The following is a 20,147-nucleotide window of genomic DNA, read 5'->3' on the forward strand; positions in this document are numbered from 1 at the left end:
ACTTATAACTTTTTAATATTGTCTTCCCTAACTGAATTACAATTGAATTTCAACATTTTTCAACTGGTTTTTTGCAACGGAGTTCCCACTGAATAAATATTAAGGTCACTTCTTTTTCCAATACTCAGTTTACTAAACTTACTTTTTCCCAATATCTCTTTTTACGGTTCTCCGTTCACTTTTGAATTTACCATCAATTTCATTACACCTTTGTGTAGTTGAGTCGTGCCATTCTCAATCATAAATTTACACAGAAAATAACCAAAATTATCAGAGGTTAAAATGAGACAAAAAATCCAAAATAGTTTATTTAATCAAGAAAATAAAGTTGTTCAATATGATCATCACATTACCTTTTCGGTAATAATGTTAGTAATTCTAATATTTTCATATATCCAAATATCAGCTCAAGATGGAAATCGAAACAAAATAAATGATAAATCAATATCGGATAAAATAAATTCGACGGCTGTAACCGGGGATGTAATTAATTTTAAGGATGAATCAAATAATTCGCTTATCAAAATTACAGATGAAGGAAATGCGGGATCAATTGAATTACCAAATGTTGGAAGTATACTATCAGGAAATAAATTGTATAACAATGGCGGTGGTTTATTTTGGGGAAGTAGTGCAATTGGTACCGGAGCAAGTGATATTAATAGCTTATCGGATGCTAAATATGATGGTTCAAGTATATTCTTAGGCTTTGATGCCGGGATAAATGATGATGGAACAAACGCAAATACAGCAATTGGGAAAAGTGCGTTAAATCAAAATACAGTCGGTACAGCCAATACTGCTGTTGGCTGGGAAGTACTTAGCTTTAATACAATTGGATTTGATAATACCGCTATTGGTCATGTCTCACTTCATTTAAATGTTGATGGTAAGCATAACACTGCAATAGGCACTAATGTGATGTATTCTAACACTATCGGTAATTATAACACTGCGGTTGGATTGTCATCATTAATGAATAACATTGCCGGAAGTAATGGAGTTGCAATTGGTTATGAATCACAGAGAAATTCTAATAAAACTTCAACTGCTTTTATTAATTATAATACAAGTGTTGGTTATCAGAGTTTATATGGCGGTCCAAATTTTTTTTCTAATACTGGTAATTATAATACAACAATTGGTTACCAATCATTATTTTCAAATGTTAGTGGTAATTATAATACAGCAAGTGGCTATCAATCTCTAACAAATAACACTTCTGGAGACAATAATACATCAATTGGATACTCAGCTCTTTCAAATAATACTACAGGAGATAATAACACAGCAAACGGAGCCGGAGCGCTTTATTCAAACACTTCTGGAAATTTTAATACTGCAAATGGTTATAGTTCACTTTATACAAATGAAACGGGATTCGCAAATACAGCAAATGGCTATAATGCACTTTTACTAAATATTAATGGTGATTATAATACTGCAAATGGTTCGGATGCACTTTATTCCAACGCAGCAGGCAACAGTAATACAGCAATAGGTTCAATAGCTCTTCAGTTTAATACAATCGGAAATAGTAATACAGCAATAGGTGTTGGCGCTCTTAATAGAAATACTATTGGTACTAATAATGTTGGAGTTGGAATGCACGCTAATTCTAATAACTTGGAAGGTTCTTACAATACAATAATAGGATATGAAGCAGGTAAGGGCACAAGTACTCATAATAAAAGCGGAAATGTATTTATAGGTTATCGAGCAGGTTATAGCGAAACAAATGATAATAGATTATACATTGAAAATTCAAGTGCAGATTCTGCATTAATTTGGGGGAATTTTAATAATAGAAGAGTAGTAATTAATGGAAATGGTGATGACGGAAATACTACTTTTACTTTTTACGTAAATGGTAAATCCGGTGGAAGTACTTCATGGAATAACTTAAGCGATGAAAGGCTTAAGAAAAATATTTCTACAATTCCAAATGCATTGGATAAAGTTAAAAATTTGCGTGGCGTAAATTATGAATGGAAAGATCCGAAAAAATATGAGAATGGCTTGCAAATGGGATTTATTGCACAAGAGGCAAATGAAGTAATCCCCGAAGTTGTAGACGATAGTGGTGAATACTATTCAATGCAGTATGCTCCAATTACAGCTTTATTGGTTGAAGCAATTAAAGATCAGCAAAAAATAATTGAAAATATGAAGGTTGAAAATTCAGAATTTGATGCCAGATTGAGTAAAATAGAGAATTATCTTAAAGCAAAATCCTTAGTTAATATCAATAATTAATTGAATGCGATAAACACAAATGAATAAATATTTTGGGAGAAAATTATGAAATCATTCATACAAATAATGTTTAATCTAATAATATCTTCATTACTTTTTATTCCTATTCAAATAAATGCGCAAGAATATGAATCGAAAATAATTAATAAGGGACGGATTTTTGCAACTGCTTCCGCGACTCAAGATTATGATAATGATAATGATTTGGATATTATTATAACTCGCCGCCCGGCTTTCAGCGATCAGGAACCGGCATCAGTGGAATGGCTGGAAAATGATGGTACGGGACAATTTCCACGTCATTCGCTTTTTCATGATTTAGTTGTTCCAATGGATTTAGATATAGCGGATTTTGACAACGACGGAGATCAGGATTATTTGATTTCTGACATTGGAACTTTAGCAAACGCCGGTCAAGTAGTTTGGTTTCAAAGACAAGCTGATAATTCTTTTATAAAATGGACAATTAAAGCCGGCGAACGAATTGACCAATCCGTTGTTGCTGATTTCAATAATGACGGAAATATGGATGTTATAGCAGTCGGGTTTTATCTTACGAAGATTAATATTTACCTTAACGACGGTTTCCTAAATTTTAACGAGCAAGTAATTGCAGATAATGTTTTTCAAGTTGACATAATTGAAACAGATGATATTGATAATGATGGAGATTATGATATAATAATTGGTGGAGACGCTTTGGACGGTTTTGTCATTTTGTTCAACGACGGTAATGCAAATTTTACATCTTCTCAAACTTTATATACTTGGAGTGATTTACATTCATCCGCTAATTCATGCATTGAAGTTACCGATTTAAATAACGACGGACTAAAAGATATTCTCACCTTTAGCGGTGCCGGAACCGGAGGCTTATATTTTCTCGATGGTTCAAAAAACTTTGATCAGTCTATTATTGAATCTGACGGGGTAGATATTGGTGGAGATATTTTAATTTCAGATATTGATGGCAATGGTCTCAAAGATATTATTCGCCAGCATATTAACGGGAGATATTTATCAATTCTTTATCAAGATTCTTTAATGTCATTTAGAAAAGAATATCTTGAACTTAATTGGGATAATTACGGACGAAGTCAATTATCTGTCGGTGATTTAGATGGCGACGAAGATATTGATTTAGTTTTTCCGGAAAATGGAAATGTAGATGGTGATCTCTCTTGGTTTGAGAATATTGATGGAAAACTTTATCGCCATTATTTATATAATGAAATTTTAGCCGTGCGCGATCCAAAAATCGGAGATATTGATCAGGATGGCGATTTAGATATTGTTGTATCAGCGGGAGATGGAGCAATAAATTCAGCTTTTAGTGAAAATGAAATTGTACTTTATGAAAATCAAGGTAATGATAATTATATTGAGCACCGAGTTGATGACAACATCGGTTTTCCGTATAATATTGAACTTGCCGATATTGATGGTGATAACAATTTAGATATTGTTTCAACAGCTCACGACGATAATTCTTTATATTGGTATAAAAAAGTTGGCATAACTTGGGTACGAAATACTATTGAGGCAAATGGCAACCAGCCATTAGGCTGCAAAATTGCAGATATTGATTCTGATGGAGATTTGGATATTGTTCTGTGTTCTTCCGGTGATAATAAAGTATATTGGTATATGAACAATGGCGCTGGAACATTCAGCCGCAGAGTTGTTGATCCAAATTTGAAAAAACCAAAGGCAGTCTCCGTAAAAGATTTAAATTCAGATGGCGACAATGATATTATTGTAGCTTCAGCAGATACAAGTAATACAGTTGCTTTTTATTCCAATGACGGGAACCAATTATTTTCGCGCACAATTGTTTATTCCGGACAAATTGCTTCGGATATTGAAATTGGTGATTGGGATGGAAACGGCAGTGATGATATTTTCGTTAGTTTTGATGAAGGCGATCCGGGTAATCCGAAACGAGACGTCGCACTATTTACAAATGATGGTCAAGATAATTATAAAGATTCAACAATTGCTGTGCTTGAAGAAAGAACTTCATCTATTTTACTTAAAGATATTGATAAGGACAATGATTTAGATTTAATTTTAGGTAGCGTTAATTTCGGCATTCCTCCTTTGAGATTTATTATGAATAATAATTCTTCAACTGAAATTAAGCAGATATCAACTCAAGCGGAACAAATATGGGGAATTGACGCATCGGATATCAATAATGATGGAAATGTAGATATTGCAATTTCTGATTATACTTCTAGTAATTTATTTCTTCTAATAGGCAGCGTACAAACACGAGTCGATGATAATGAAAAAACGGAGATACCAAATGAAATTACTCTATATCAAAATTACCCGAATCCGTTTAATCCGATAACTAAAATAAAATACAGTATTCCGTCAAACGTTAAAAATGAAGCGCCAAATGTAAAATTGATTGTTTATGATATTCTTGGAAGGGAGGTTCAGATAATAGTGAATCAAAAACAAAGTCCCGGTAATTATGAAGTAGATTTTAACGCGAATTATTTAAGCAGTGGAATTTATTTTTATAAAATCCAAGCCGGAAATTATTTTGATACAAAGAAAATGATATTCATGAAATAAAGAATATTTTAATATTTAGAATATTTGTTAGCCCTTCGTAAAAAGAAGGGCTTTAATTTAAAACAATTCAAATAAACAAGCGCGTAAATAATGATTTAGATTTGTGCATACTGGTATTATCTGAAGTGTTAATAAAAAAAATGAATCGATGAGTATGATACCAATTAAAAAAAATAAGGAATTATCAAAAATTGTGAATTCTTTAAGGAAAAAAAGAATTAAGAATATGTGTTTATTGTTAAATGATTTATTGAATATTATAAAATATATAATCGGGAAAATGCATTTTAAAATTATTATAAGTTTAGTTAACTAAATTTTAATTCCAAGAATAATTATTAGCGCCAAAACACAAAAACAAAAAAATCCAATAAGTATTGATTTACTGAAATCAGATTTAATTAAGTTTCTTTTAATATCCTGAAATTTATTTCTAAATGCCGTAATCAAAATAAAAGGTAAAGCTAATAAAAAACCATATCCATAAAATGTAGTTGGCTGGTATAAATCTTCCATCGTATTTCTAATAATCCCGAAAAATATATAATCCATTATAACTGCAGATAAAAGAAATATTATTGAAACAATAAATGCTCCTTTATATAATTTTGAATTTGGATAAGTTCTTAGAGTTAAGAAAGTTGCGTAAGTCCATAACAACGGGGAAATTGTAAGCATTAACGTAATTCCTAATATTGAACTGTAACTCCAAGGAAACCATAATAAAAGATTTGAAGCCCAATAAGCGGAAAATCCAATTATAAAAGTATATAATATCCAATTTTTCATTTTCTTCAATTTTATATCGATAAAACTTACGAAATAGAATAAACAATATTGTATTAATAATTATTAAATTTAATTAATATTAGATAAGAAATGTCAGTTTTGCTTAAAAATTAAACTTAGCATTTTATAATCCGATTATCAGTGTTATTAAATTAGCCATTACGCATTTATGAAAAAAGTAAGCAAACTATAAAATATATCCTAAAATTTATTTGAGTAATTTTAATGTTAAAATTTCCCCCGATTTTAAACACCAAAAAATTATTAATCAAGCACAAAATAATTGTTTTAATAACATTGTTTGGTGTTTCATTAATATTTATCTATTCAATTATTACTTACCAAAGTGAAAAGAACAGTTATTTAAAAACTATTGATGAAAAACTTACCGCTGGTGCGCATATTACAAATGAAATGTTTGGGTACAGCTATCATGAGAAAATATTTAGAGGTAAAACACCAACTGAGAAAGAAGATCTTGAAAACGTAGTTAAACTGACTTCAATATCAAAAAGTATTGGGACACAATATTTGTATTCCATGATTTTGATAAATGACACGATTCATTTTACTTTAAGCAGCGCAACTGAAGAAGAGTTAAATGATGACTCATTCAGCAAATTTAATGATTCCTATTCTGATGCTAGTCCCGAATTATATACCGCGTTTGCAGAACAGAAATCATTTTTTCAAGAAGCATCCGACCAGTGGGGAACATTCAGATCAATAATTGTCCCATATAAAACATCAGGTAATAAAATTTATTTGATTGGCGCCGATATTCCGATTGATGAAATTAATGCAAAACTTGCCAAAACCATAATCCGAAATATTATGATAGGTACAATTGTTTTGTTGTTTTTTATTATGCTTACAGCGTTCTTAATAAAAAAAATTACAAATCCGATTTATTTTCTTGTTGAAAAAGCAAAATTAATTTCTGAAGGCAATATTGATCTAAGGTGGGAAGTGAATTCAAATGATGAGATTAAAATTCTTTCAGACGCAATTATTAAAATGATGGACAACTTGAGCGAAAGCCGTCACAAACTTGAAAATGAAAAAGACAGTGTTGAGCAAAAGGTTATTGATGCTGTTTGTGAAATTGAATCGAAAGAAAATTATCTAAAGAAAAGCGTTGAATCGATAATGGAAGAAATGGAAAAATTTGCAAATGGAGATTTAACCGTTTCTTTGAAAATTAAAAATGATGATCATATTAGTAAATTATACAGTAGTTTTAATTCAACCGTTGTTAAAATTAGAAATTTAATTTTAAGTATAACCGAAGCAGTACATTCAACAGCAAGCGCGTCAAATCAAATTTTAGCGGCGACAGAAAAAATTGCAAATGACGCAAAGGGTCAAACTATTCAAACAACCGAAGTATCAAACATTATTGATGAAATGACCTCGAAGGTAAATACAATGCATCAGAATTCATTTCATGCCATGGAAGTTTCACAAAGTTCTGGCACTATTGCACAAGAAGGAGAAAAAATTGTAAAACTTACTATAAAAGGAATGGATGTAATTTCGGAAATTGTAAAGTCAAGTTCTGATAAGGTTGTAAATCTTGGAAAAACAAGTGAAAAAATCGGATCAATTGTTCAAGTTATAAACGATATTGCGAATCAGACAAATCTTTTAGCATTAAATGCCGCAATTGAAGCTGCAAGAGCCGGAGAACACGGGCGTGGTTTTGCGGTTGTTGCGGATGAAGTAAAAAAACTAGCTGAAAAAACAACCAGTGCGACAAAGGAAATTTCCCAAATTGTAACACAGATACAATCCGAAACAAAATCAGCGGTTGAGGCAATTGAACTTGGTAAAATTGAAGCCGAAAACAGTAAATCACTTTCAGACCAAGCGGAAAACTCACTTAAACGAATAATAAACAGTACGGAAAATGTTGTAAGTATTATTTCTCAAGTTGCCAAGGAAAGCAAAGAACAGAGTCAGGTAAGCGAATTGGTGAGAGAAAATGTTGAAATGATTAAAAACGTCGCGATTGAATCTCACGATAATTTGAATGAAATTACGGCTGCGGCGGAAAGTTTAAATTTATTGACAAAAACACTTTCTCTTTTGGTTAGCGAATTTCATCTTAAGCCTAATGAAAATGAATTTGCGAATAATTATAAATTTGAAGACAAATCTAATCCCATTATTCATAATTATTCTTATGAAGAAGTGTAAAAATATGACACAAAATTTATATTTGTATAAATAAAAGAACCATTACATTTTAACTAAATAAAACAATTAAGATAAATTAATGAATTTGCAAGGGTATGTTTAGTAGTTTCAATATTTGTCAAAATTGTTCTAATTTGCAAGATCTTACCTTCGGTGTTTTGAATTTTAATTGATTCGCCTTCTTGAAGTGTTTTATTAAGATAAACACCCGCTAAAATATTCTTAATAATTTCTTTAGAACCCAAGCCGAAGAAAATTGCCAAGGCTAAACTCAGCGAAGCAATCAGAATGAGAAGAATATTTGTTAAAATATTGGTCTCTATTTTTAATTGCAAAAGCGCGATTATAAAAGTTATAATAAGAATGAAGAAATTAATTACAGTTCCAGTCAATTCTGAATTTTCAATTACAAATCAATTGGTAATTCCATTTGTAATACCGCTCATAACTTTTGTCCTAAGGAACCGAAAAGAATTATTAAGATCGCAACGAAAAGTTTTGATAAAAAGTAAATTATCTTACAAAGACATTAAATTAATTTTGAATACAACATTTTATTTAAACAAATTTATTTTTACCAAGCTACCGGATTATTTCAATGCATATTGTAAATAAAATTATAAATCAATCAAATTATATGTAATTAAAAATGTAAATGTAAATCAGCAATGACCTTAAAAAATATTTAATAAATATTTTTGTGAGTATATCCGAACTGAAATATATCATAGAATTCCAGAAAACAGAATTGATATGATAATTTTAATATAAAATTATGATAAATATTATATTTTAATATTTATGGTTCACATTATTATGTACGTAAAATTTGTCGATAATATTCCATGTTTTACGCCAAAAATAGGTACGTGTATAAAATTGTTAAATAATTTGGAAAAAGGAGATAATATTATGGTTAAAGTATTCATTATATTTCTTTCAATTTTATTGATAAGCAGCTGTTCAGATTGTAAAAAAAATTACTTAAGTGAATATGGACGATTGTTAAAAGAATCAAAAAACGATAAAACAAAAATTAACGATGCTATTCAATTGCTAAAAACCGAATATAAGAATAATCCTGAATCGAAAATGGCGGCAAAACAATTGGCTTCTTTATATTCAAGCAATGGAAAAAACGACAGCGCTCTTTTTTTAATTACAAAATTAATTGAGGATGATGAAAAGGATATTTATGAATTGTATTATGGAAGAGGGAATATAAAATTTATAATGAAAGATTATGACTCATCAATTGAAGATTATTACAAAGCAGTAAGAATAAAAAGCGATAATAGAATATTATACAATCAAATTATTATTGCAAAGATGTGGAAAGATTATAATATAAATGGCGAATGGAAAATTAAGGAAAGCGATATATCTAAATTAATAAATGAAGTTTATCCATCAAATATGAATAAACCACTCGCCGATGAATTTAAAAATTTTTACCAGTAAAATTAAACTTGGTAAATTGTCCAATGCTTTGAATAAAAAGACAAGTATGCTTTTTCTATGATTAAAAATTATTTAACCTCTATTCAAACTAATGTTTTATAGAATTGGTTTAATTAAAAACGGAAATTATTCAAATGCTCAAAAAAGTAACAGTTTTTATCATAGTTTTTAGCATTATTCATTTTATATTATCCATAATATCAATAATCAACGGAATGACAATTTTCAAAGAACCAAGCACAAACAGCGAGTTAATCTGGTCAGATATCATGAAAATGTTTTTGTTTCCGTCGAATATTTTATTCCAAAATATCAGCTTTGAAAATCAATGGGCTCAAACATTATTTATCTTTTTGAATAGTGTAATTTGCGGAGGATTTATTTGATTATTTTATTATTTCTTAAAAAAGAAAAAGTAAACAACGAGTAAAAAATATTTTAATAAATTAACTCATTTATATTGATAATATCGAAAACAATATTATCAAAAAAATATTAGTAAGATGAATAAATTAAGAAACTTATAATTAAATGTTTACTAACAAGTAGTGCCTACCATGTACTGCCTAACAATATTATTAAGCCATCTACTAAAACAAATTTTAATTGCTGAATAAAAGCAAAAAAATTTTAAGTGAATATATTACCGATAATTAATAATTTTGAAATATAAATTTTCGTGGAAAATAAAAATTGAATCCATTCCATAGGATTTTAGAAATAACTATTCTCATTATTTTACCTTTATTAATTTTATATACAAAAAGTAAATGGTCGACAAAGGAAATAATTTTTAATGCAATTGTTCTGCCTTTGATTTGGTATATAACTTATGCGCCGATTCATGAATTAGGTCATGTTATCGGATGTAAAATTGTCGGTTTGGAAATTAATGATTATCAATTATTTACACGATTTTGGGAAGGCAGTTTTGGATTTGCATTTGTTGATATTAAAGAAGGCTACGGAGAAAATATCGAATCTTTCATTGTTTTAATTATGCCGTATTTAATTGACTTTTTCTTTTTGATAATTGGTTTCATTGTAGTTTATAAAAATAAATTTAAAGTAAAAAATTCCTTTTTATTTGGATTAACTTTTTTATTCTTTGTTTTAAGATCCAATTACGATTTATTGGATAATTACATTGGGTATTTTTTCAATCATTCTGATTTTGTTTTAGCCGGAAAAATTGTCGGGAATTTAAATATCCTAATATTCATAGTGTTATCATTAATTATTGGATTTTCTTTAACTTTACTTATCATTAAGAAGTATATTTTTTATCCTTCAGCCGCAATAAACAATTGAAAAAACTTTAAAAGAGTTTCCGAGAAAATAAGAAAATACATTTAGATATTGCCAAAAAATGTCTTTACAAGATAACTTTATCCTTAACGCATCCATGATTAAAAAAATATTCTAATTAATAAAAAATATTTAGCAATAAAATTCTAATTTATAATTAAGAAAAAATATATTTTTTGATTAGAATAAAAAAAATAATTCTCGGCATCAAGTTCATAACCTCAATAAATTTTCTTCGGAGAATTAAAATGGTCAAATCTATTAAGATCAGCTGTTTGTGGATTTTAACATTTTATTTTATATTCAATTCATTTCTATACTGTAAAAATTCATCAAATGTAATAACGGCAAATCAATGGATAAAGGAAAAATTTCAAAAGGGAAATATTCCGCCTTTTTCATTTATTTATGATGGAAAAATATCCGATTCATTTATTCTAAATTGGGATTATAAGTATGAGTCGCTAAAATCAAAATATCCCAATGTAAATCAATATCGTTATACTTATTCAGATAAAAGCAGTGGACTGACGGTTAAATGCTTCGTAACAAGTTATAATGATTTTAACTCAGCCGAATATTTTATAAGATTTATTAATACTTCAACAAAAAACACACCCATAATTGAAAATGTTAACGTAATAAACAATAACTTCGAGTTTAGTGCCGAAGGGAAATTTATTCTGTATCATTCGATTGGAAGCAACGCAGGTAAAAATGATTTTCAGCCATTTGATGAAACAATGCAAATAGGGAAGAATATATATTTAACACCGTCGCGCGGAAGATCTTCTGATGAAACCGCGTTTCCTTTTTTCAATATTGAAACGCCCGCCAATCAAGGAATAGTTGCCGCTATCGGCTGGTCCGGTAAATGGTTCGCAAATATTGTACAAAAAGACGCAAAGTCGTTTTCATTAAATTCCGGTATGGAGAATGTGCATTTAACTTTATACCCAAATGAAGATATCAGAACGCCGAAAATTTGTTTGCTTTTTTGGGAAGGAAAAGACAGAATGACCGGACATAATCAATTTAGGCGATTTGTGCTCGCTCATCACACAAGAAAAATAAATGGTAAAATGGCAGAACTTCCATTATCCGGCAGCTTTGATTACGGGGATCCAAAACCATGCGGTGAGTATGAATGCCTGACCGAAGATATGGCAATTGCACTGGTAAAAAGATATAATCAGTTCAATATTGTTCCGGAAGTATTTTGGCTTGATGCCGGCTGGTACAAAGGCTGCGGAATTGATCATGAAAATGGAAGGTGGGATCAGAATGTGGGCAATTGGACTGTTGATGAAGAACGGTTTCCAAATGGCTTAAAATCAATTTCGGATGTTGTGCATTCGGTCGGCGCAAAGTTTATGCTATGGTTTGAGCCGGAAAGAGTTCGTAAAGGAACAGAATTATACAATAAACATTTAAATTGGTTATTAACTAAACCAGGCTCGGATGATTATTTATTTAATCTTGGCGATAAAGAAGCCCGCATTTGGCTTACTGACTATATTTCGGATTTTATTAAAAAACAAGGCATAGATTATTACAGACAAGATTTTAACTTCGATCCTTTAACCTTTTGGAAAAATAATGATTCGCCAGACCGTGTAGGAATTTCTGAAGCAAAACATATTGAAGGATTGTATGATTATTGGGACAGTCTGTTGGTTCGTTTTCCAAACTTAATTATAGATAATTGTGCTTCAGGCGGCAGAAGATTAGATCTGGAAACAATTTCACGCAGTTCTCCATTTTGGAGAACCGATTATCAATATGGAGAACCAAACGGTTATCAATGTCATACTTATGGACTTAATTTTTATCTTCCCCTTCACGGCACGGCGATATACAAAACCGATCCATACACATTTAGGAGCGGACTAGGAGCTACAGCAGTTACAAATTGGGAAATTACGGGAAAAAATAGCGAGTCAATTTATGATATTCAAAAACGCATTAAAGAATATAAAAAATTACGACCTTATTATTATGGTGATTACTATCCTTTAACAATGGCGATTAAACATTACGCTGATGATAATGTTTGGTTATCGTATCAATTAAATAGACCAGAGCAAGGAGATGGAATTATTGTAGCTTTTCGCAGAGATAAAAGCAATGATGAATCAATTAGAATAAATTTGAAAGGTTTGGAAGAAAATTCGCAGTATGAAATATTATATGAGGATTACGGAATAATTGTAAATTATTCAGGTAAAGAATTAATGAATGGATTTGAAATTAAAATTCCTATTGCGCCTGGATCATTACTAATTAGTTATAAGAAAATTGAAAATAAAAATTAAACCGAACGTTTATAAAAAAAAATAAATTGTAAAATATTTCATTAAAAATTAAAAGTACAAATATGAGAATAAAATATTTACCGCTGCAGATAATAATTATGTTATTTCCATTGATAATTAATTATTCGCAAAATGATTTTAATGTTACAAAAAGTATCAGTCAAAAAGTGGATTCTGTATTGAGTCTTATGACATTGGAAGAAAAAATTGGTCAATTAAATCAATATAATGATGATCTTGTTGCGACAGGTCCGGAAACCTCCGACAATAATAAAGTTTTTCAGGTTGAGAACGGGCAAGTAGGTTCAATACTAAATTGCATGGGAGTTGAAAGAACAAAAGCTTGGCAGAAAACCGCATTGAAATCCAGATTGAAAATTCCATTACTTTTCGGACAGGATGTTGTGCACGGTTACAAAACAACATTTCCTATTCCACTAGCGGAATCTTGCAGCTGGGATTTAGCCGCAATAGAAAAGGCGGCAAGTGTCGCCGCAACTGAAGCAAGCTCCGGAGGAATTCATTGGACATTTGCGCCTATGGTTGATATTGCCCGTGATCCGCGCTGGGGAAGGGTAATGGAAGGTGCCGGCGAAGACACCTATCTTGCTTCCAAAATTGCTTACGCAAAGGTTAAAGGTTTTCAAAAAGATAAATTAGGAAACACAAATTCCGTAATGGCATGCGCAAAACATTTTGCCGCTTACAGCGCGGCGGTTGGCGGTAGAGATTATAATTCTGTTGATATGAGTGAAAAGCAGCTTTGGGAAATTTATCTGCCTTCTTTTAAAGCATGCGTAGATGCCGGTATTGGAACATTCATGACATCATTTAATGACATTAATGGAATTCCTTCAACAGGCAACAGACATTTGCTTACGGATATTTTGAAAAACAAATGGCAGTTTAACGGCTTTGTGGTAAGTGACTGGGGCTCAGTTGGTGAAATGATAAACCATGGTACGGTTAAGAATGATTATGAAGCAGCGTTATCGGCTTTTAACGCTGGCTGCGATATGGATATGGAAAGCAGATGTTATATAAATAATCTTCAAAAATTAGTAGAAGATGGTAAAGTTTCAATTATCGATATTGATAATTCCGTAAAAAGAATTTTAACCAAAAAATTTGAGTTGGGTTTGTTTGATGACCCATTTAAATATTGTGATTTGGAAAGGCAGAAAAAAGCGCTTGAAAATCCCGAACATACTGAAGTAGCGAGAGATGTTGCCAGAAAAAGTATTGTTTTATTAAAGAATACTAAAAATACTTTGCCATTATCCAAAAATGTAAAAACAATCGCGTTTATTGGTCCATTGGTAAAAGAGGTTAAACAAAATAAAGGATTTTGGGATGTAGAAGTTCAAGGAGTTGATTCAAATTTCATTGTTTCGCAGTGGGAAGGATTAGAAAATAAAATTACTCCGAATACAAAATTGTTATACGCAAAAGGCTGTGAAGTTATTGGAACAAGTAAAAATGGTTTTGCAGAAGCACTCGAAACTGCTCGTAAAGCAGATGTAATAATTTTAAGTATTGGTGAAAAACGAGATTTATCAGGTGAAGCAAAAAGCAGAAGCGACATTACTATTCCAGGAGTTCAAGAAGAACTTTTCAAAGAATTGCAGAAATCAGGTAAACCGATTATTGTATTAATAAATGCCGGAAGACCTTTGGTTTTTAATTATATTGCTGATAATGCCGACGCAATCTTATATACGTGGTGGCTTGGAAGTGAAGCCGGAAACGCAATTGCGGATGTCCTGTTTGGTGATTATAACCCTTCCGCAAAATTAACAATGACATTCCCGTTAAGCGTTGGTCAAATTCCAATTTATTATAATCATTACAATACGGGTAGACCCGCACTAAACGATAAAGATCGGTTTTATAGAAGCGCGTATATTGATCTTTCAATTTATCCTAAATATGAATTTGGTTTTGGATTGAGCTATTCAGAATTTAAATATGATAATCTAAATTTAAGCAGTCATGAAATGCAGCAAAATGATTCTATCGTCGTTTCGATTGATATAACAAATTCCGGAAAATATCCCGGCGAAGAAATTGTTCAGCTTTATATTAAAGACGAAGTAAGCTCTATCGCAAGACCAATAATAGAATTGAAAGATTTTATAAAAGTTAATTTGAATGCCGGAGAAACCAAAAACATAAAATTCATTTTAGATAAAAACAAGTTGTCATTTTTTAATACAGAACTGGAATGGATTTCAGAGCCCGGTGATTTTGACTTAATGATCGGCGCTTCTTCAAGAGATATTAGATTAAAAGATAGATTCGAATTATTGAATTAAATCAATGGGAATTAATTGAGAAATAAAATAATATTTATTTTTGTTTTAATTGTTTGCTTCAATAATAATGTTGTCACCCAGAATATTAAACAATCATACTTTAAATTAACGACCTCGAACGGATTGATAACCGCTGTTTATAATTCAAAAAAAGAAACGGTTGAATATGTATTTCCGCATATTTTTGAAAATTATGATTCATCATTATTTGTAAAACCTTTTATAGGAAATATTAAATTAAATACCGATCAACATCCGTTAACAACAGAATATACTGAAAATACTCACGTCATTTGCGCGGAATATAAAGGATTTTCGGTTTATTATTTTGCTTCATTTGTAAACTGTTATAAAATCTTTTATATAGCAATAAAGGGTGATAAAGAAATTATTAATAATATTTCCCTTGAATATGAAAGCGGTGAGGGTAAATTATTATCCGGTATAAATCTACTTACCAATTCCCATTCTGATCTTTCCGTTAGAACTTCCGGCACTCTTTTAAGCGGTAATGTTTTATGTGATAATGGAAATAAAAACTTTGTGAAATATTTTATGTTTTCACTGGTGGATTGTTTCCACAATGATAGAAAAATAATAATTAATGAAATTGAAAGACTTCGTAACTCAAAAAATTCTTTGATCGATGAAGAAATAAATTATTTGAAAAATATTTTTCTAAAGCATTAATTCCCAATAATATTTCAGCAAATGTGAAAAATGTAATTGAGCAGTCAATCGCGTTTTTAAAGATGAGTCAAGTTGCGCAAAATGAAGTATTTCCATTATCAAGAGGACAAATATTGGCATCATTGCGACCCGGTTTGTGGCATGTGTCTTGGGTTCGAGACGGAAGTTATGCAATTCAGGCGCTATCGCATTTAGGTTTATATGATGAGGCAAAGAGAGGTTTGGAGTTTATGCTGAACGCGGACGCCGGATACTTTAAGCACTATATTTATAATGGAAAAGATTACGGCGTTGGCAATGACTATAAAATTTCCGTTTGCAGATATTTTGGAAACGGAAAAGAAGAAAGTACATATGTCTTTGGACCTAATATTGAATTTGACAATTTCGGGTTATTTTTAATCGCGTTTTGCGACTATGTAAAAGAAAGCGATGATTCAATATTTTATAAAAAATATAATGATTTGGTTACTGAAAAAATCGCGGATGTTATTGTGAATTTAATTGATATTAATTCTCTTATAAGAGAAGATTCAGGACCTTGGGAACATTATTTGCAGTTAACAAAACAGTACACTTTTACTTCCGGAGTATGCGCGTTAGGTTTAAAAGAATTTGCGAAACTTCAGTTAAAATATAATTTGAATTCGAGGAAATACAGCGACGCATATCTAAAATTGAAAAGCGGAATAATGCGGAATATGCTCTGCGAGAATACATACATCAAAGGAAATTTAAGCGATGTTAGTAAGAATGACCATGAGTATTATGATGCCGGCGTTTATGAAATATTCGCAAATGGATTGATTGACGACAAAGAATTATTTCTTAGTCATATGAATGAATATGATAAATATTTAAGAATAAGCGGAAGCAGACCAGGTTATATCAGACTGAACAGTTATGATCCTTACGAAAATCAAGAATGGGTTTTTATTGATCTTAGAATTGCGCTGGCTGATTTGAACTTTGGTAAAAAAGAAGAATCCGGAAATATACTTAATTATATTACCGAACAAGCTAACGCGAACAATAACACAATTCCTGAAATGATCAGCAATAAAATTCAATTGGAAAAAATGAAAGATGAATTCAGAGAAATTGACGTTTGGTGTAATTGTGTTAGAGATAACGGTGAAGAATATATTGGCGCGATTCCAATGATTGGATATGGAGCTGGAGTTTATATTTTATCTACACTAGCTTATTATGCTAACTAAATTTAAATGTTAGTTGAGTCTAAATATTAAAGGAATTTGTCTTTTGGAAAAAATAGTTTTTAAAGACTACAACGAACTGTCAAAACAAACGGCGAAATTTATTGCGGAAAGAATTATTGAAAAACCAAATTCATTATTATGTTTTCCGGCGGGCGAAACTTCTATTGGCACATTTGATGAACTAATAAAATTGCGAGATAAAGGATTATTCGATTTCAGTAAATGTAAATTTGTTGGTTTGGACGAATGGGTAAATCTTGGAAATATGGAATATGAAAATTGCTATAATTTTTTGAGGATGCGATTTTTTGATAAAGCAGGAATTCATAAAAATAATTTATGCTTCTTTAACGGCGAAGCTAATAATCTGAATTATGAATGTGAAAAAACAGAAACATTTATTAAAGAAAATAATGGCATTGACTTGATGCTGCTTGGTGTTGGCATGAATGGTCATGTAGGATTAAATGAACCAGGAACTTCATTGGATAATTATTCTCACGTTGTGGATTTGGACGAGGTTACAAAAAAAATAGGACAAAAGTATTTTACGCAACATGTGGAACTTAGTCTAGGAATTACATTGGGAATCAAGAACATTATGGATTCATCAATTGTAATACTTCAGTTAAGCGGTAAACAAAAATCAAAAATTGTAAAAATAATATTAGAATCAAAAATTACGAACAATTTCCCTGCCTCAATAATTAAGGTGCATAAAAATTCTTATCTGTTTATTGATGAAGAGGCACAGAATTACGATTAGCTTATTTTAAATAAATTAGCTTAAATAAAAATTTATGAAAACGATTAACTATGGAAAATTATAATAATACAAACAAATACGAATTAGATACGCCTTGTTTGCTTTTGGATCTGGAAATATTGGAACAGAATATTGAAAAAATGATTTCATATCTTAACGCAAATGGAAAATCTCTTCGTCCGCACGCAAAGACACACAAATGTTCCGCTTTGGCAAAAAAGCAAATTGAAATGGGAGCCAAAGGAATTTGTGTCGCAAAAATATCTGAAGCTGAAAAATTAGCTAACGCCGGATTAAGAAATATTTTAATAACCGGACCGGTAGTTACAAAAAATAAAATTGAACGGCTGATCAAATTACTTCAAAAAGATGCTTCAATTATTATCGTGGTTGATAATCAAGAAAATATACTTCATTTGAATGAATTATTGGCTGAGAAAAAAAATGATTTAAAATTGAACGTGCTTATTGATATTAACATTGGTCTAAATAGAACCGGCGTTGACGCAAAAGATACAATAAAATTAGCTGAATTGATAAACAAATGCTCAAATTTAATTTTGTGTGGAATTCAAGCTTATGCGGGAAATTTGCAGCATATTCAATCCTATGCAGAACGGAAAAAATTATCAATTAATAGTCTATCAAAGATTGCGGAAATATTCAGCAAATTGAAAACAGAAATACCTACGTGCAAAATTTTCAGCACATCCGGCACAGGTACGTTTGATATTGATATTGCAATACCCGAAATTACCGAATTGCAAGCTGGATCGTATATATTTATGGATATGGAATATTTAGGAATTGAATCACAATTTTCTGAAAGCAATATATTATTTAAACCTTCACTTACGGTACTTTCAACGGTTGTCAGTTCAAACCAAGAAAAAATTGGTACTATTGACGCGGGATTAAAATCAATTTATAAAGACGGCGGAATTCCCAAAATTATTTTTCCGCGTAATAGTAATTTGATTTATGATTGGTTCGGTGATGAATATGGTAAATTAACTGCAATTGAAGAATCAACGCTGCTGAAAATTGGTGAGATTGTTGAACTTATTACCTCGCATTGTGATCCAACAGTAAATCTTTATAATAAATATATTTTAACAAGAGGTGATAAAGTTGCCGGATTATGGGATATTGATTTAAGAGGATGCAGTGAGTGATTTATTTTTATAATGATCAAATAAAAATGTAAAATACGCTTAAATAACTTGCTTAGAAGAATTTTAGTGAAATATAGAATTAAATTTCTTTAATCGTATCCATCGGACATACATCGACACATTTTTTTCTGTTTAGCATTGCGCATCCGTCACATATCTCGGTAGAAATAAAAAAATGATCATAAGACAAAGGCTTCATTTCAACATTATTATAAATATAATATTCTCCTGATTCAAAAACCGCATCTCTCGGACATTCGGTCATACAAGCCGAACAATTGATGCAATTTTCGGTTATTTTCATCATTAGAATTTTTCCCCTTTCGCTTCTCTTTGCTGACTGCCAACAGGTCTAATTCTTCCCCAGATTGAGTAAAAGAAAATAAGCATTGCAGCAACTTGAAGAAAAGATGTAATAGTAATAACTATACTAAGCCATCGTTCAAAATAAAATGAAAGAGCGACTTGCGAAAAATATCTAAGCGCTGTGGAAATTGTCATTAACCAATAAACAACTAAAATTAAATCCGGGTTATACTTTTTATCTGTTTTTTCCGCTCGGGGAAAAAACCACAATGCGACTCCCATTATCATCATCATTACCGATCCAACTAAAATTACGTGGGTATGCGCGGATAACATTTCAGAACCGTAACCAATTTCGAAAATATTTTTAGAAATTGACATATACAGTCCTGTTAAAATACCAAGTGCTAAAAATGTAATACTAGTTTTTACAAAATATCTTACAGTTGTAAACATATTAATATCCTAATGATTTCCTCAGATTGCTGTTCATCATATTCGGCGTCCAAGGCGGCTGCCAAACTAAATTGATTTTTACATCCAATAACGGATCGAGATTTTTTATTTCTTTTTCAGCCCAATCAGTAATGCTGTTGTGCATCGGGCATCCCGGTGTAGTGAGCGTCATTGTAATTATTATGTTATTTTCATGTATGTCTATTTTATAAACTAATCCCATATCAACAATGTTAAATCCTATTTCGGGATCAATTACTTTTGTTAAAGCAGTTCGAATTTGTTCTTCCGATAGCATATTCACT

Annotated in this window: 16 protein-coding genes; 11 read left to right on the forward strand and 5 right to left on the reverse strand. The window is 30.7% G+C overall.

The genetic code is table 11. The annotated features are described in order from the left end of the window. The first annotated feature begins 282 nt into the window (after positions 1–282). Together IPK06_17885 and IPK06_17890 are read left to right on the forward strand one after the other, a co-directional pair. A complete protein-coding gene (locus tag IPK06_17885) occupies positions 283–2,256 on the forward strand; it encodes a tail fiber domain-containing protein (GenBank protein ID MBK7981840.1) in 1,974 nt (657 codons plus the stop codon). A 45-nt stretch (positions 2,257–2,301) separates the two neighbouring features. Continuing rightward, positions 2,302–4,842, forward strand: coding sequence for a T9SS type A sorting domain-containing protein (locus IPK06_17890; protein ID MBK7981841.1), 2,541 nt, complete (start codon positions 2,302–2,304; stop codon positions 4,840–4,842). A gap of 312 nt (positions 4,843–5,154) precedes the next feature. Here IPK06_17890 and IPK06_17895 read toward each other — a convergent pair whose 3' ends face one another. After that, the gene (locus IPK06_17895; GenBank protein MBK7981842.1) at positions 5,155–5,631 is read right to left on the reverse strand and encodes a hypothetical protein; all 477 of its coding nucleotides are present in this window, start codon (positions 5,629–5,631) and stop codon (positions 5,155–5,157) included. Positions 5,632–5,856: 225 nt separating this feature from the next. Here IPK06_17895 and IPK06_17900 point away from each other — a divergent pair, with 225 nt between their 5' ends. Next, on the forward strand, positions 5,857–7,830 hold the full coding sequence (locus IPK06_17900; protein MBK7981843.1) for a HAMP domain-containing protein: 1,974 nt from the start codon (positions 5,857–5,859) through the stop codon (positions 7,828–7,830). Between the two features lie 53 nt (positions 7,831–7,883). On the opposite strand, the gene IPK06_17905 is transcribed toward IPK06_17900, so the two are convergent. Then, on the reverse strand, positions 7,884–8,222 hold the full coding sequence (locus tag IPK06_17905) for a mechanosensitive ion channel (GenBank protein ID MBK7981844.1): 339 nt from the start codon (positions 8,220–8,222) through the stop codon (positions 7,884–7,886). A gap of 409 nt (positions 8,223–8,631) precedes the next feature. Here IPK06_17905 and IPK06_17910 point away from each other — a divergent pair, with 409 nt between their 5' ends. The 8 genes from IPK06_17910 to IPK06_17945 all read left to right on the forward strand — a co-directional run bounded on the left by IPK06_17910 (position 8,632) and on the right by IPK06_17945 (position 19,080). Next, positions 8,632–9,291: a hypothetical protein gene (locus IPK06_17910; protein MBK7981845.1), complete on the forward strand. Its 660-nt coding sequence runs from the start codon at positions 8,632–8,634 to the stop codon at positions 9,289–9,291. Between the two features lie 693 nt (positions 9,292–9,984). Continuing rightward, on the forward strand, positions 9,985–10,602 hold the full coding sequence (locus IPK06_17915) for a hypothetical protein (GenBank protein ID MBK7981846.1): 618 nt from the start codon (positions 9,985–9,987) through the stop codon (positions 10,600–10,602). A 245-nt stretch (positions 10,603–10,847) separates the two neighbouring features. Then, positions 10,848–12,914 carry an alpha-galactosidase gene (locus IPK06_17920; protein MBK7981847.1) on the forward strand — a complete coding sequence of 689 codons (2,067 nt, stop codon included), beginning with the start codon at positions 10,848–10,850 and terminating at the stop codon, positions 12,912–12,914. A gap of 98 nt (positions 12,915–13,012) precedes the next feature. Further along, entirely contained in the window at positions 13,013–15,229 is a 2,217-nt protein-coding gene (locus IPK06_17925) for a glycoside hydrolase family 3 C-terminal domain-containing protein (protein MBK7981848.1), read from the forward strand. A gap of 15 nt (positions 15,230–15,244) precedes the next feature. Further along, complete coding sequence (locus IPK06_17930) at positions 15,245–15,919, forward strand: hypothetical protein (GenBank protein ID MBK7981849.1); 675 nt, start codon at positions 15,245–15,247, stop codon at positions 15,917–15,919. A 23-nt stretch (positions 15,920–15,942) separates the two neighbouring features. Then, positions 15,943–17,139: a hypothetical protein gene (locus tag IPK06_17935; GenBank protein ID MBK7981850.1), complete on the forward strand. Its 1,197-nt coding sequence runs from the start codon at positions 15,943–15,945 to the stop codon at positions 17,137–17,139. Positions 17,140–17,182: 43 nt separating this feature from the next. Then, entirely contained in the window at positions 17,183–17,905 is a 723-nt protein-coding gene (locus IPK06_17940) for a glucosamine-6-phosphate deaminase (GenBank protein ID MBK7981851.1), read from the forward strand. Between the two features lie 50 nt (positions 17,906–17,955). Further along, on the forward strand, positions 17,956–19,080 hold the full coding sequence (locus tag IPK06_17945) for a DSD1 family PLP-dependent enzyme (protein ID MBK7981852.1): 1,125 nt from the start codon (positions 17,956–17,958) through the stop codon (positions 19,078–19,080). Between the two features lie 79 nt (positions 19,081–19,159). On the opposite strand, the gene IPK06_17950 is transcribed toward IPK06_17945, so the two are convergent. The 3 genes from IPK06_17950 to IPK06_17960 are packed head-to-tail and all read right to left on the reverse strand — an operon-like array spanning position 19,160 to position 20,140. After that, positions 19,160–19,387 (reverse strand): 4Fe-4S binding protein, encoded by a 228-nt coding sequence (locus tag IPK06_17950; GenBank protein ID MBK7981853.1) that lies wholly within the window; start codon positions 19,385–19,387, stop codon positions 19,160–19,162. After that, positions 19,387–19,842: a cbb3-type cytochrome c oxidase subunit I gene (locus IPK06_17955; GenBank protein MBK7981854.1), complete on the reverse strand. Its 456-nt coding sequence runs from the start codon at positions 19,840–19,842 to the stop codon at positions 19,387–19,389. Before IPK06_17955 ends, IPK06_17950 begins: the two co-directional genes overlap by 1 nt. A 1-nt stretch (position 19,843) precedes the next feature. Next, entirely contained in the window at positions 19,844–20,140 is a 297-nt protein-coding gene (locus IPK06_17960) for a metal-sulfur cluster assembly factor (GenBank protein MBK7981855.1), read from the reverse strand. Between the last annotated feature and the right edge of the window lie 7 nt (positions 20,141–20,147).

Source organism: Ignavibacteriota bacterium (genome assembly GCA_016713565.1).
Classification (GTDB): Bacteria; Bacteroidota; Ignavibacteria; order Ignavibacteriales; family Melioribacteraceae.

What these genes read in the sequence shown, in the direction of transcription:
- IPK06_17945 (MBK7981852.1), top strand. Translation starts at nt 17,956, where the DNA reads ATGGAAAATTATAATAATACAAACAAATACGAATTAGATACGCCTTGT.
- IPK06_17925 (MBK7981848.1), top strand. Translation starts at nt 13,013, where the DNA reads ATGTTATTTCCATTGATAATTAATTATTCGCAAAATGATTTTAATGTT.
- IPK06_17920 (MBK7981847.1), top strand. Translation starts at nt 10,848, where the DNA reads ATGGTCAAATCTATTAAGATCAGCTGTTTGTGGATTTTAACATTTTAT.
- IPK06_17955 (MBK7981854.1), bottom strand. Translation starts at nt 19,842, where the DNA reads ATGTTTACAACTGTAAGATATTTTGTAAAAACTAGTATTACATTTTTA.
- IPK06_17895 (MBK7981842.1), bottom strand. Translation starts at nt 5,631, where the DNA reads ATGAAAAATTGGATATTATATACTTTTATAATTGGATTTTCCGCTTAT.
- IPK06_17960 (MBK7981855.1), bottom strand. Translation starts at nt 20,140, where the DNA reads ATGCTATCGGAAGAACAAATTCGAACTGCTTTAACAAAAGTAATTGAT.
- IPK06_17910 (MBK7981845.1), top strand. Translation starts at nt 8,632, where the DNA reads ATGGTTCACATTATTATGTACGTAAAATTTGTCGATAATATTCCATGT.
- IPK06_17950 (MBK7981853.1), bottom strand. Translation starts at nt 19,387, where the DNA reads ATGATGAAAATAACCGAAAATTGCATCAATTGTTCGGCTTGTATGACC.
- IPK06_17900 (MBK7981843.1), top strand. Translation starts at nt 5,857, where the DNA reads ATGTTAAAATTTCCCCCGATTTTAAACACCAAAAAATTATTAATCAAG.
- IPK06_17885 (MBK7981840.1), top strand. Translation starts at nt 283, where the DNA reads ATGAGACAAAAAATCCAAAATAGTTTATTTAATCAAGAAAATAAAGTT.
- IPK06_17890 (MBK7981841.1), top strand. Translation starts at nt 2,302, where the DNA reads ATGAAATCATTCATACAAATAATGTTTAATCTAATAATATCTTCATTA.